The sequence below is a fragment of the Rhodococcus sp. ARC_M5 genome, assembly GCF_022810405.1.
GTDB lineage: Bacteria > Actinomycetota > Actinomycetes > Mycobacteriales > Mycobacteriaceae > Rhodococcoides > Rhodococcoides navarretei.
The window spans coordinates 25,679-37,740 of the sequence record NZ_JALGQE010000019.1 but is presented as its reverse complement, the minus strand read 5'-3'; the positions used below and the strand labels follow the sequence as shown (position 1 = coordinate 37,740).

The window sequence follows — 12,062 nt, the reverse complement described above, 5'->3', positions numbered from 1 at the left end:
GGGTCTCCCTGGTAGAGCCGCAGACGCGGAAAGCTCCGGTGTCGCATCCTCGAGTGCAAAGGGGTGTGCCGCCGCGAAGCCTGCACGGTCGAAGTCAGGATTGTTCGCGCGCCGCGGCCTGGACAGCACTGGCGAGTCCGGAGAACGAACATTCGACGGGATCATGCGAGAGCAGACTGCTCAACACAATCGACTTCTGCTCCCCGCACGTGGAGTTGAGGCGCTGGGTGGACATCACGTAGAAGTCCCACTGGTCTAGGTCGAGCGGGTCGGCGGTGGCCCGATCGGTCTGTTTGAAGACACAGAAGACGTATACGTCGGCCTGCCGCTTCCGTTGTGCGGCAATTGTGTTCGTCGTCGCGTCCCAGCCGTTCGTCGGCTGGATCCCGAAGCTGATCATCGACAACCTCTTCTGCTTCCAACTTTGCAGGTACGCAGACGATTTCACCTCGACGCGAATTCCCCCTTCGGTCAGTAGATCAGAAGCATCCCACTCCACTCGGACTCCATCGGCTACGCATCCGAGTGCGAGTCCGACAATGTATTCGGCGAGAACACCGCGTTGAGCGTTACCGATGAGATCCGAGCACGCCCAACGCCAGAACTGGCGAAGGTCCGATCCGATCGACTGCCCCTGCTGTGTGAACGGCTCGTCGCCAGTCTTCGGTGCTGTCACGAGTGGGTCGCAGTGGTTCGTGAACTCGATCGACGAGCATTCGGCCACGTCGAACGCATACCGGGTCCCGTGGTGGTCGTGCAGCATCGCACTCGATGGGTCGAGATGCCGATGAACTCGGAATCGATGGCCATGAAAATTCTCCCTCGATCGGGCAGGTGAACGCAACTAGCTCTTCCGAGGTCTACTCATGTGCCGCCAGATCGAGTGGTCGAGTGCCGACACCGGCATGTCCATCCGCCTCGCAGCGTCGGTCACCAGCCGTGAGACTTCTTCGCTCCCGAGTCTGCGACCCAACGCCTCCACCACGAATCGAGTCACGAGAGTGTCGGCTTTGACGCCGTCGTGGCCGACCAGCATGAGGAAGTAGTCCCACGTCACCGGGCCCAAGCCGCGAGTTCCGCAGTACGCGGCTCGCTGCGCTGCAGAGTCCCGATCGATCTCGGATGCGTGGCGTGCGCCCGACGCTGCGAGCCGGCCGGCAGCAGAGATGATCGCCTCAGCCTTCGGCACACCTCCGGTCTTCTGCTTGTTGCCGAGCACCGTCTGAATCCACTGCGGGTCGGTTTCGCCCAGTACACCGAGGTCGTCCCAACTTTGCCTGCCGGACTCGGCCTTGTACCGCTTGATCGCGCCGCGTACGCCCGTGTCGGCAGAGACTCCGTAGACCGCTCTGATCGACAGGACCGCATCGAGCAACGCCAGTTCCACATGCCCCGGCCATCCGTCCGGGGCAGCGTGCATCTCAGTGATCTCAGCCGTGAGGTACTCGACGAGCACCTCGATATCGCCTGCGTCAGTCGTCGCCATTGCGGTGGATCCCTTCTGGGTCGATGAGAGCGGACGTTACCGGCCGGTGCCGACCTATTTGCACAGAACTCGTCCTCGACGACCACAGTTCGTCGTACGGGCGAGGGTGGCAGTCGACACACCTTCCGGTGCTGCCTGCGACAGTCAGGCAGACGTTCGACTATCCGCGGATGACGATCTCGATGGCGTCGACATCGACGTCGTACGTCTTCGCCAGACCGGCCTTCGCTTCCCGGATCGTCAACGCGGCGACCTCCGTCGTCGGTGCTTGCGTGCTCGTGGACTGATCGTCGAATTTCTCGAACTTTGCATCGGTCAGGTCGATCCCCAGATCGTCCAGCGTGGTGTACCGCACCGGATTTCGGTCACCTGTCCACACGTCGGGGACGTTGACCCGGGCGAATTCGCTGAACTGAATCTTCCACCGGGCGGGGTCGCCGGCCGTTGCGGGAACGATCCGAGAGATCCGCCCGACCAAGAAGGCGCTGCCGTGATCCTCGGTGCCGTCCGCGTACGCCTCGACGTTGTGTGCGTTCTGCGTGCACACCACGTACTGGCACTTCCTGGCTCGCGCTGCATCCAGTTTCCACGACTGAGACCCACCCTCACCCAGGATCGAGTCGAGGCTCTTGCCGGTGAACACTGCCACTGTGTCTTCGTTTGTTGTCATGCCGAGAAGGTAGCAAACTATCGACCGTCGTGCAACGAACTATGTATAGTTTTATCCATAGTTTTCGCGTTGTGCCTGCGGGGACACCTAGAAGTTGCCCGCCCCCGCATGCATCTTGGGCGCTACCGCGGCTACGAGCGTGGTCGGGCCTCGTCGCTCCCGCGCAATCACCCGAAGTGCTCCACCGATGGAAGGTGGACACCCGACGAAGTCGCGAGCCGGTCCCGCATCCCGCCTGCCGGCGGTGCCGGCCACCTGCGGTGTCCCCTGAGTGGAGCTCCGCTGCGCTCCGCACCGTGAAAGAGCATCGTTCTTTCGGGCATCTGGCTGCCGGCGAGTCTGCGTCACCCGGGCCCGCCTTACCCACCCCTGACTCCGCGATGCTCCGGCCCTGCGGGCGCCGAAAACTTTTCACAGACGCCTCCGGCTGAAAACTTCCCGGCCCAGGGGCAGGACGCCGTTCCCGTGCGCCGCCTACTCTCCCCACGCCAGATGACGGCGAAAGAACGCGGGGGAGGACGCAACACCGACCCGGCATGAGTTCCGGAGGGCAGCAACAGTTATGACCGAGACCACGAACACCGACGCCGTCACCTGCATCGCGGACGGCCGCGATTGCACCGGTGACGTCGAATACCGGGACGCACTGTCCGGAACCGGAGTAGCGCACCCGAGGTGCGACAAGCACTGGCAGGACCGACTCGACCTCGAGGACGACCTCCGCCGCCGCTACCCGGCCCACGCACCCGCCGATTTCGACCCCTCCTACGCAGGGGAGCACTGGGAGGAGGACTACTGACCCAGCACACGCTCACCACCCCATCCGACCCGCACCGACCGAGGAGCAGAAGCCATGACCGCCAACGACATCGACGACTACTGGACCACCTACGACAAGGCCCTCGACGCGGCCGCAGAATGCCGGAGCGTCGAATCCCTGATCGATACCCTGAACCGCTACTACCCGCCCTCGTCCGGAGTCGCGTTCTTCCCCAACGGAGCCGACCGCGACCTACTCGGCACCCTCACCGACGCCGGACACTTCGATACCGTCTGGGTCCACGCGGACTACCACTTCGCACTCCGTGACGGCCGCGGAGACGGATTCACCTACATCGAAGGCGACATCGTCCGCGGAACCTCACGCCGGTAACCGACCGCCCCGGTGCCAGACGGCACCGGGGCCACCAACCCCGCACCACCTGGAAGGAACGCCCCTGATGCCCGCACAAGCAGTGAACACTGGACACAGGGTCGCTAGGCACCACGATTGACCTACCGCACAAGTGACCGGTGTGTCTTTCCCAAGACGCGTCGTCGCGGTGTCGAGCGGCCCGCTCGTCGGTGGTCGGGCCTGGCGGCGTGACTTCATAGGACCTTGAAGCGACTCTGCCCCATCACTGTTTTGTCCACCGCCAGCGTCCGCCCACCCAGCGCGAAACTCGGTCGGAAGGCCCGCCGAGTCCGTCGAACGGGAAGGCTCGGATCACATGGACGGTGACATCGTCGTCGGCATCGATTCACACAAAGACACTCACTACGCAGCTGTGCTCACACGGGGTGGAAGGAGGCTCGGAGCGCGCCAGTTCGGAGCCACAGCGCAGGGCTACAACGAGCTGTCGGAATGGGTGGAGACGTTCGGAACTCCGGCGAGCTTCGGTGTCGAGTGCACCGGTTCGTACGCTGCGGGACTGACGCGTCACCTGCTCGAACGTGGCATGTCGGTCGCGGAGATCAACACGACCAACAAACATGCGCGGGCTCGCCGTGGGAAGGACGATGCCCTCGATGCGGAGATGGCTGCTCGGCACGTCCTCACCGGAGCCGACGCCATCGTTCCGAAGTCGAGTACCGGAGCGGTGGAATCGATCAGAATGCTGCTTCTCACGCGGGAGTCGGCAGTGAACGCTCGTACCGTTGCGCTGCAACAGATTCAAGATGTTCTGATCACCGCCCCGGTGGCTCTGCGTGAGTCGATCACCTACAAGCGGGGGAAGGGAGCCGTCGAAGCGTGCTCCCGGTTGCGTCCGGACTTGTCGCGCCTGTCCGATCCGGAACAAGCTGCGAAGTTGACATTGCGGACTCTCGGTCGCCGGGCCAGCGATCTGGCCGAGGAGATCGCCGTTCTGGAGCGCGAGCTCGACACTTTGGTGACCGCGACGGCTCCGACGATGCGCGCAGCGTGCGGGGTAGGACCGGTCAACGGGGCGCAGTTGTTGGTGACCGCGGGGCAGAACATCGGCCGGCTTCATTCCGAGGCCGCGTTCGCCCGGTTGTGCGGTGTCGCCCCTGTTCCTGCCTCGTCGGGCAAGACGACGAGGATGAGGCTGCACCGAGGCGGTGATCGCGCCGCGAACAGAGCGCTCTACTTGATCACCGTGTGTCGGCTGCGGTACGACCAACGCACGATCGACTACATGCAACGCCGGCGCGGTGACGGGTTGTCGAAGAAGGACGTCATCAGGTGCCTCAAGCGGTTCGTGGCGCGGGAGGTTTTCAACGATCTCGTCGCTGATCTCGCAGGATGTGGCAGCATGTCAGCAGAGGTTGACGTACCTGCCGCTCGCGCCCCGTCCGGGGTTCGGTGAACACGTTGCTCTGAGGGTCCACCATCGGAATCCGTCAGGAAGCAGCTGACCGCCGGTAATGCGAGCATCCGGACTCGGTTGTGCTTCCAACGAAGGATCCCTGATGCCCGTTCACATGACCATCGATGAGTTGAAGTCCGCTGCACGAACGTTGCGAAAGTTCCTGGCCGAATCAGGTGCTGCACAATTGACCCACGCCCAGTCACTCGAGGCCGTCGCTCACACTGCCGGATTTCGAGACTGGAACAGCTGCAGCGCCGCTCTTCTCGCTCCCCGTCCGCTGGCGGCTGTTCCGATCCTGCGGGTGTATGACGAGGTCGCGACACGAAACTTCTATTGCGACTACCTCGGATTCGAGGTCGACTTCGAGCATCGCTTCGCCGCCGATCTACCGCTCTACATGCGGGTCACCCGTGGCGGTGTTCACCTGGACCTGAGTCAACACCACGGGGATGGAACACCAGGGGCCGCTGTGTGGCTGCCGACGGTCGACATCGCGGCGTTCCACCGGGAGCTGCGTCGGCGAGACCATCTGGTGACTCTGCGACCCGGTATCGATCGCTCCGCACCTGGTGGACCGACCGTCGAGCTACTGGATCCGTTCCAGAACGCCCTGCGCTTCTGCGAACTCGACGACTGACACATGCTCGACTGACAGACGATTCACTGCTCCCGCCCACGGATCGCTTGACATGTATAGGACCGTCATGGGCCACCCTGATCGTCGGCGTCCTCGCCGTCGTCGGCGTCGCCCTGACAGTCCGCCAACGCACCGTGGCCGACAAACGCGCCCAAGCCTGGCAACGGATCACCTGGTGCCTCGAACGCACCACCAGCGCCGACCCCGCCGAAGCCGAGCTCGGATGGGACATCTACGCCACCGTCACCGACTCACCGCTCATCACCACCACCGAGCAAGACGTCCTCGTCGCCGTCGCTGACCGATCCGCCCGACGTGCACTGGCGGAACCCGACGAAACCGAGGACACTGACAACCAGAACGAGCAGGAGGACCCACGATGACCACCGCAGAAGCCCGCAAGACCTGGACCCCGAACGAACGGCGCAGTGTCGCTGCCGCAGCAGCCCGCGCCTCGATCGCACTCCGTGAACGCAGCGGCCGCGAGGTACCCCAATGGATCCGCGACGCCGCCGAAGGGCGCCCCACCACCCCACCGGCCGAACAGTCCTGACGCCGGCCACAGCCGCAGACCGACAAGGCCCGTACCCCCACAGGGTGCGGGCCTTCTCTATTGCCTCACCGAGAAGGAGCGCTGCGAGCAGGTCCGGGCCACCCTGCGGGCGTCCACCGAATCGAACTCCGCTGCGCTCCGTCCTGTGAAAAGAATTCTTGTTTTCCCTTCTGGCCTTCCGATTTTGACCGGCGGTGACCTCCGCGCAACCGCCGGCGTCCGCTGCGCTCCCGGCCCCAAGGGGCTCCGAAAACTTTTCACAGACGCCTCCGGCTGAAAACTTTCCGGCCCGACCATTGCACTCCGGCCCCCTCATGCCGGTCCAACTCTCCTCTGCCAGAACGGCAAAAAAATTGGCGGGCCACCCGGTTCGTCACGTTGAGCAGGGGAGCGCGAGATGTCGAAGACCACCGCCCAGAAAGCCCACAGCAGCACCGACACCGACAACTACGGCGCAGTGGTCACCCACACCACCGCCACCATCGTCGGACGCCAGAAAGCCGTGGTCAACGTCCATGCCGCCGCCACCGACGACGCCCAGATGATCGTCACCTTCAACCGACTGATGATGACCTTCCGCTCCGCCGCCGCCGTCCACGCGTTCATCGCCGGACTCGCCGACGCACGCACCCTCATAGGCCGCATCGACAACCAGGCACCCCAGCCCGGGGGACCGGGCGACGACTACGCCCGCGCCGCAATGTCCGTGGTCTGGATCGCGCCACCGGAAACCGCCGTCACCCCGCGCGAGCAGTACGTTCCCGCCCGGCGGCGCACCATGCACTGGGTCGAGGTCCACATGGGACCGGTCACCTGGCGCATCATCGACCGCCTCGGCTACGTCACCATGCTCGACGAGCTCCGCAACGTGCACCGCATGGCCGTCGCGATCTTCACCGACGGCGACCAGTACACGAGCGACCCGACCACCCTCACCGACGCATTCGACGACGCCGAACGCGAACACCAGGAAGATATGGCCGCACCCTGGCGACGACGTTTGTAGCCACACCTGATCCGGCCCCGGAACCCGAGACGGATTCCGGGGCCGAGCTGTATCCATCCACAGGAAACGTCTCTATCCCCAGATTCCGGAAAATGCCTGCGCATCGCGGACCTCGCTGGCGCTCGGTACGCGATGCTGGAAGCCGAACGCACTTTCGCGCCGCCCGGCTCACCCACCCGAAGGAACACGACACCGATGATCACCTGGACCGTCACCACCCGCCCCGACCGCCGACCCGAAGCCATCACCACCGCAGGAGCAGAACCCAGCCTCGACGCAGCGAAACGAGCCGCCGCCGACGCCGTCCGCTACGCCCTCCTCGACGCACAAGCCCACGCCGACACCAGCCCCACCAACACCCCACCGACCTACCTCGTCACCATCGACGGAGCCTGCGCACTCATCGTCAGCCTCGGAGCCTGCCGACCCGCCAACTACACCGGAGTCCTGGACAACCTCGAACACTTCGACGGCACCGCCACCCACCTGCTCTACCTATAGGCAGGCCAAGGGGAGCAGACCTGAAAGCGTTGCGAGAGAACGACTCTGTCGGTCCCCACTGCAATACTCGCCCTCATGCGCATCAGAACACTCACCGGCCCACCGCTACCAGCAGAGATCGCAGCGAACACAGCGCGACTCCTCGCGCTCGTGGAACTGAACAACGCCCGGCCCCAATCGGAACCGAACGCCACGGCCAACGACCGCAGCCGCCACGCGCGACACTGCTGAATCTGCCAACCCCTACAACCAAAAGTCCGGTGACCGTGAACGGCCACCGGATCCTGGTGCTTCTACTTATCAGCCTTAGAACAACTGCAACCAAGCGATCAGCAAGTCAACGGCTCCGTGAACCCACGGACCCACCACATCCCAGACCGCCAGCAGCACTGCCCACACAGGAGACGAAACCTCGTCACCCTGCCACGGCACATCGACACCAAACATGTGGCACACCAGCTGAATCCGCCAGTGCACCTGCGCCAGTGTCGACAAGGTCCTCACGGGTCGTGAACCCTTGAACCTCGCGGACCATCCTCTCCAGCCTGCTCGCCCGGTCTCGGACCCATCATTCTTCTCTGCTGCCATAATAGTTTCCTCTCGTTGTGAAATTCCGTCCCGTTGTTGGAGTGATTTGCGCACACGTGTGGCATATCGGCCTTTCGGTTGGATTCTCGATATCTTGGCTCAGCGGTTGCTTCGCCTCCATCAGGGTCCCACATAGAGGGCCGTTTCGCAACCTCTCGAAGAAAGCGAAGTCGCCACATAGTCCCAGGTCAAGAGTGGTTTATAAGTTTAATTGCGCACTTATCGAGCGCAAATTATTGTCGGATTAAAAGCAGCGGATATCTCTGATTAATTTCCGAATATTCGCGATTAATTGCGCGGAATAGATAAATGTTCGACAAAAAATGTATCCAGGGTCTACGAGCTGCCGCGACACCGAGCGTGGCCGGTCTCCGTCGCTCCCGCACAGTCACCGCGCCAGCTCCGCAGGTGGGAGGTGGTCACCCGCCGACGTCGACGAGCGGTCTCGCATTCCGCCTGCCGGCGGTGCCGGCCACCCTGCGGGCGTCCACCGAACCGAACTCCGCTGCGCTCCGCACCGCGAAAGACATCGATTTCTTGTCGCACATCTGGCTCCCGGCGATACTGCATCACCCGTGCCCGCCGCCTCAACTCCTCGCTCCGCTGCGCTACGGCCGAAGGCTCCGAACACTTTTCGTCCCGTACTCGCTGCGCTCCCACGAAAACTGTCCGGCCGCGGGGTTGCCCCGTCGTTCCCGTGCGCTGCTGTCTCTCCTCACGCCAGATGACGGCGACAAGAAATTGGCAGAGCAGGCCGGGGGACCGGTCACGAGGGAGAGGGGCCAGTCATGGCATCACGGACCAAGACCAGCACAGCGGACAAGGCCGAAGCACGCCGCGAGCTGGCGGCATCACTGCACGCCTCGATCACCGACAAGGTAGCCGAGCTGACCAGCTCCGACACGTGGCGCGCGTACCTCGACCACGTGGCCTCGTTCCACTCCTACAGCACTGGCAGGGATGGTGTATTCGGGGGTGCGAATGCCGTCGCTCAGGGTCGGCGGTCGGCGGCGTAGTTTGCCCATTGGCCGTTCGTCTTGAAGGTGTGTTTGGCGACGGTATGAGCGTTGAGCCCTAGGATTCCCGCGAGCACACTCGGCGGGAGCTCACGGGCTAGCTGTGCGGTGGCGGACAGTCGTAGCTTTCGGGGCTCGATTCCAATGGCGCGCAACCTGTTTCCTAGACTGGTTGCACTCAACGGTTTGCCTGCGTGGCCACCTGCGAAAAGCCATGTCGTAGGTAGTTGTTCCGCAGTTCCGGTGCGCCGCTTGAGGGGTAGATTTCGGGCGATGGCTGCGAACGGATCTGGCAGGTCGAGGACGTCGGTGGGACCGAGTCGTAGACCTGTGGTCGTCGCGGTGGCAATCACGTCGGCTGTGGTGAGGCTGACGATTCGCCGTAGCGGCTGGGCGTAGAGGGCGACCAGCGCACCGGCCAGTCGATCTACCGGGTCGAGTGACTCGTCGTGGATAAGGCGCCGGCCGATCTGCCAGCGATCCTCGGCGTCAGTCGGTAGTTCTGCATGGGCTCGACGCTCTTTCGGGAGGGCAATCTCTTTCGATAGGTGCCGTGTTCTTTGTGCCCAGGTCAAAAACGGGCGGATGTGCCATCGGGACGCACCGGGCTCTGCGAACCAGGCGTCAATGTCGTATTGCGCACATCGAGGCATCTCGGTTCCTCGTCGTTCGAGTGTGTTGAGGAACTGAATGACTTGGAGGATCTGGCAACGTGCGTTCTGTACGGCGGTGCCGATCGGTCGGTGCGTTTCGAGTCCGCGCAAACGCGGCAGTACAGCCCAGTGCGTCCACTGGCTAGCGAGCTTGCGATGGCCTGTGTCGAGTCCGCTGAGGAGTTGCGGGAGCTCCGTCTCGAGCCGCCGGAGACTACGGTGCACGTCGGGGTCGAGGATGCCCGTAGCGATGAGGAGTGATCGGAGGTAGTCGACCGACTTGGGCCGAGGGAGCAGGTCGAGTGATTCGTGCGTGAGGGGAATGGTGCCGTCGTGGAGGCCGCGCAATAGGTCTGTGTTGCGGTTCAGCCATCGCCGTGTGGTCGTCGGTTCAGCCTGCATGATGGCGTCACGAAGTGGTTCCAGGAGCCCGTCGGCAGTCGGTGGTAAGACGTGCTCGAGGTGGCAGCGGAGCGCGCATCGCGCGCACATGCGTTCGCCGTCCATGGCGATCAGGGGCTGACCGACGCTGGGGCACCGCGGGCAGCTTCGCTGCGCCTTCTCGCGACACCATCGGCATAATGCGTTGTCGTCCAACAGCTTGTCGGGTTTCGTGCAGCCGGTGCACGCGCCGCGATGCTGTCGTCGTCTTTTCCTGCAGCGGTCGCACACCCGGACGCGGTCTACGACTGAATTGCACAGTACACAAACAGTATTGATCACTTCTTACGTTTGATTTCCGCTCGCCGTGGTGTGCGCGTCTTCGCGTCGGATGGTGTTGCTGCGGTCTTGGGCCGATGGGTAGTTGTACCGGTCGCTCGCACCGTCGCCCGTTCGGCGACTGGTTCGATCAGATCGTTCGGTGTGCACGAGAGTATGTCGCAGAGCGCCGCGAGGGTACGCAGGCTGAGGCGTTCCGGCGTTCCAGTGACCAGGCGATACACCTGAGCTTCGGACAAACTGATCCCGCGCTCGGCAAGCAGCGGTCCCAAACCGGTCGTCGCGAATATTCCCCTCTCGGCCAACAGTCGGCGTAGGTGCCAGTCGTAGTTCAAGCGTGGCTGTTGCATCCCTGTCTCCGTCCTACTCTGCGGTGAACGCTCGGTCCAATGCCCGTCGGAGGGCATTGTTCTTGTAGTCGGTGCCGACGCTGGTGTAGATCGCGGTGGTAGATCCCCAGGAGTGTCCGAGTTGTTGCTGAACAAACAGGTGGTCGAAACCGTCTTCGAGTAGGTGTGTCGCATACGAGTGCCGTAGGCAGTGCGGACCGAGATGCTTCTCCAGTCCGATTGCGTCCCGGTACTCGGCGAAACGGTGCGAAATCGACTCGGTGCCGACGCGTGCCCGACGTTCTGTCGGCCACATGGCGAGATGGTCGGTGTCGTACAGGGGCCGAATCTCGGTGACCCACTCGGCGACGGCTTCGGCGGCCCACCCCATCGTGGTCAGTACCGTTCGGCGGCGCGGTGGCCCTCCATTGAGGGCTTTGCCGTAGCGAACCGACAATGCGCCATGGCGGCCGAACTCTTTGGCCGCGGAGTTCGCGGTCCAGTCCACGATGTCCAACATCGCTGCCTCGCGGCGACGCAGCCCCCAGGCATAGATGACCTTGAACAACGTCGCGTCTCGGTAACTGGCAAGCCATCCCTTGCGGCCGGACAACCCAACCCGGTTCACCCGCTCATCGCAGTAGTCGAAGAAGGCCTGTAACTCGTCCCTCGTCAGTGGCCGGTTTCCTGGTCGACCTTCGTACTCCCCGCGGTGGACGACGGTGTTCCATTCGTGGAAAACCTGCACCGGGTGAACGCGAAAGTATCGCTGACACACTTCATCCCACCGATATCGGACATCAGTGATGTAGGCGCAGAACAGCGACGCGGCCATCTGGTAGAGCCGCACAGTCGAGTGAGCGACCCCCGAATCGACAAGATGTGCGGTCCACTCCTCGACGTCCATCGACGACCAGTTCCAGGGGTAGTCGTTCGTGAATGCGACCAGCCTCCGCACGATCTGTGTCCGTCGCTCGATCGTCAAGTTTGCGAGCATCCGCGCACGTTGCTGCGTCTCCCATCCGTCGATCATTCCTTCCAGGACCGTTTCCTCCGGAACCAGTAATACGACGCCATCACTGAGGAAGCGGTCGGCGGAACCTTTGGCGTCGGACGCGGGCTTTTTGGCAACAGGGTCGACCGGCACTGGATGAATGTAACAGTCATTCGATGCATGTTCACGTGATGCTCTTCAGCTGCTGATGGCCGACGAGCCCGCGGCCGCCCCCGGAGATCGACGCAGATGCAAGTAGGCGGTTGTGACATGGATGCCCCCTTTTCAACGGTACGGGGAGGGGGTATGGTCCGAATC

General features: G+C 63.3%; 15 protein-coding genes. 10 read left to right on the top strand and 5 right to left on the bottom strand.

The annotated features are described in order from the left end of the window. Window positions 1–94: 94 nt before the first annotated feature. The 3 genes from MTX34_RS21845 to MTX34_RS21835 all read right to left on the bottom strand — a co-directional run bounded on the left by MTX34_RS21845 (window position 95) and on the right by MTX34_RS21835 (window position 2,156). Entirely contained in the window at window positions 95–676 is a 582-nt protein-coding gene (locus tag MTX34_RS21845; RefSeq protein WP_243610794.1) for a hypothetical protein, read from the bottom strand. Window positions 677–844: 168 nt separating this feature from the next. Next, window positions 845–1,486 (bottom strand): hypothetical protein, encoded by a 642-nt coding sequence (locus MTX34_RS21840; RefSeq protein WP_243610793.1) that lies wholly within the window; start codon window positions 1,484–1,486, stop codon window positions 845–847. Window positions 1,487–1,646: 160 nt separating this feature from the next. Next, entirely contained in the window at window positions 1,647–2,156 is a 510-nt protein-coding gene (locus MTX34_RS21835) for a hypothetical protein (protein WP_094689025.1), read from the bottom strand. A 562-nt stretch (window positions 2,157–2,718) separates the two neighbouring features. Here MTX34_RS21835 and MTX34_RS21830 point away from each other — a divergent pair. The 10 genes from MTX34_RS21830 to MTX34_RS21785 all read left to right on the top strand — a co-directional run bounded on the left by MTX34_RS21830 (window position 2,719) and on the right by MTX34_RS21785 (window position 9,048). After that, window positions 2,719–2,955: a hypothetical protein gene (locus MTX34_RS21830; protein WP_243610792.1), complete on the top strand. Its 237-nt coding sequence runs from the start codon at window positions 2,719–2,721 to the stop codon at window positions 2,953–2,955. 54 nt (window positions 2,956–3,009) lie between these two features. Beyond that, window positions 3,010–3,309 (top strand): hypothetical protein, encoded by a 300-nt coding sequence (locus MTX34_RS21825; RefSeq protein ID WP_243610791.1) that lies wholly within the window; start codon window positions 3,010–3,012, stop codon window positions 3,307–3,309. 337 nt (window positions 3,310–3,646) lie between these two features. Further along, window positions 3,647–4,744 carry an IS110 family transposase gene (locus MTX34_RS21820; protein WP_206498880.1) on the top strand — a complete coding sequence of 366 codons (1,098 nt, stop codon included), beginning with the start codon at window positions 3,647–3,649 and terminating at the stop codon, window positions 4,742–4,744. A 103-nt stretch (window positions 4,745–4,847) separates the two neighbouring features. Next, entirely contained in the window at window positions 4,848–5,384 is a 537-nt protein-coding gene (locus MTX34_RS21815) for a glyoxalase superfamily protein (RefSeq protein ID WP_219520300.1), read from the top strand. Between the two features lie 47 nt (window positions 5,385–5,431). After that, complete coding sequence (locus MTX34_RS21810; RefSeq protein ID WP_243610790.1) at window positions 5,432–5,767, top strand: hypothetical protein; 336 nt, start codon at window positions 5,432–5,434, stop codon at window positions 5,765–5,767. After that, window positions 5,764–5,937 carry a hypothetical protein gene (locus MTX34_RS21805; RefSeq protein WP_243610789.1) on the top strand — a complete coding sequence of 58 codons (174 nt, stop codon included), beginning with the start codon at window positions 5,764–5,766 and terminating at the stop codon, window positions 5,935–5,937. Before MTX34_RS21810 ends, MTX34_RS21805 begins: the two co-directional genes overlap by 4 nt. 397 nt (window positions 5,938–6,334) lie before the next feature. Continuing rightward, window positions 6,335–6,943, top strand: a complete 609-nt coding sequence (locus tag MTX34_RS21800; RefSeq protein WP_243610788.1) for a hypothetical protein — start codon at window positions 6,335–6,337, stop codon at window positions 6,941–6,943. A gap of 195 nt (window positions 6,944–7,138) precedes the next feature. After that, a complete protein-coding gene (locus MTX34_RS21795) occupies window positions 7,139–7,444 on the top strand; it encodes a hypothetical protein (RefSeq protein ID WP_243610787.1) in 306 nt (101 codons plus the stop codon). Between the two features lie 75 nt (window positions 7,445–7,519). Beyond that, window positions 7,520–7,675, top strand: a complete 156-nt coding sequence (locus MTX34_RS21790) for a hypothetical protein (RefSeq protein ID WP_243610786.1) — start codon at window positions 7,520–7,522, stop codon at window positions 7,673–7,675. 1,145 nt (window positions 7,676–8,820) lie between these two features. Next, window positions 8,821–9,048 (top strand): hypothetical protein, encoded by a 228-nt coding sequence (locus tag MTX34_RS21785; RefSeq protein ID WP_032364199.1) that lies wholly within the window; start codon window positions 8,821–8,823, stop codon window positions 9,046–9,048. 1,372 nt (window positions 9,049–10,420) lie between these two features. On the opposite strand, the gene MTX34_RS21780 is transcribed toward MTX34_RS21785, so the two are convergent. Beyond that, window positions 10,421–10,771, bottom strand: a complete 351-nt coding sequence (locus MTX34_RS21780) for a helix-turn-helix transcriptional regulator (RefSeq protein ID WP_032364201.1) — start codon at window positions 10,769–10,771, stop codon at window positions 10,421–10,423. A 13-nt stretch (window positions 10,772–10,784) separates the two neighbouring features. After that, complete coding sequence (locus MTX34_RS21775) at window positions 10,785–11,897, bottom strand: tyrosine-type recombinase/integrase (protein WP_032405569.1); 1,113 nt, start codon at window positions 11,895–11,897, stop codon at window positions 10,785–10,787. Between the last annotated feature and the right edge of the window lie 165 nt (window positions 11,898–12,062).

What these genes read in the sequence shown, in the direction of transcription:
- MTX34_RS21840 (WP_243610793.1), bottom strand. Translation starts at nt 1,486, where the DNA reads ATGGCGACGACTGACGCAGGCGATATCGAGGTGCTCGTCGAGTACCTC.
- MTX34_RS21835 (WP_094689025.1), bottom strand. Translation starts at nt 2,156, where the DNA reads ATGACAACAAACGAAGACACAGTGGCAGTGTTCACCGGCAAGAGCCTC.
- MTX34_RS21830 (WP_243610792.1), top strand. Translation starts at nt 2,719, where the DNA reads ATGACCGAGACCACGAACACCGACGCCGTCACCTGCATCGCGGACGGC.
- MTX34_RS21825 (WP_243610791.1), top strand. Translation starts at nt 3,010, where the DNA reads ATGACCGCCAACGACATCGACGACTACTGGACCACCTACGACAAGGCC.
- MTX34_RS21820 (WP_206498880.1), top strand. Translation starts at nt 3,647, where the DNA reads ATGGACGGTGACATCGTCGTCGGCATCGATTCACACAAAGACACTCAC.
- MTX34_RS21815 (WP_219520300.1), top strand. Translation starts at nt 4,848, where the DNA reads ATGCCCGTTCACATGACCATCGATGAGTTGAAGTCCGCTGCACGAACG.
- MTX34_RS21805 (WP_243610789.1), top strand. Translation starts at nt 5,764, where the DNA reads ATGACCACCGCAGAAGCCCGCAAGACCTGGACCCCGAACGAACGGCGC.
- MTX34_RS21800 (WP_243610788.1), top strand. Translation starts at nt 6,335, where the DNA reads ATGTCGAAGACCACCGCCCAGAAAGCCCACAGCAGCACCGACACCGAC.
- MTX34_RS21795 (WP_243610787.1), top strand. Translation starts at nt 7,139, where the DNA reads ATGATCACCTGGACCGTCACCACCCGCCCCGACCGCCGACCCGAAGCC.
- MTX34_RS21790 (WP_243610786.1), top strand. Translation starts at nt 7,520, where the DNA reads ATGCGCATCAGAACACTCACCGGCCCACCGCTACCAGCAGAGATCGCA.
- MTX34_RS21785 (WP_032364199.1), top strand. Translation starts at nt 8,821, where the DNA reads ATGGCATCACGGACCAAGACCAGCACAGCGGACAAGGCCGAAGCACGC.
- MTX34_RS21780 (WP_032364201.1), bottom strand. Translation starts at nt 10,771, where the DNA reads ATGCAACAGCCACGCTTGAACTACGACTGGCACCTACGCCGACTGTTG.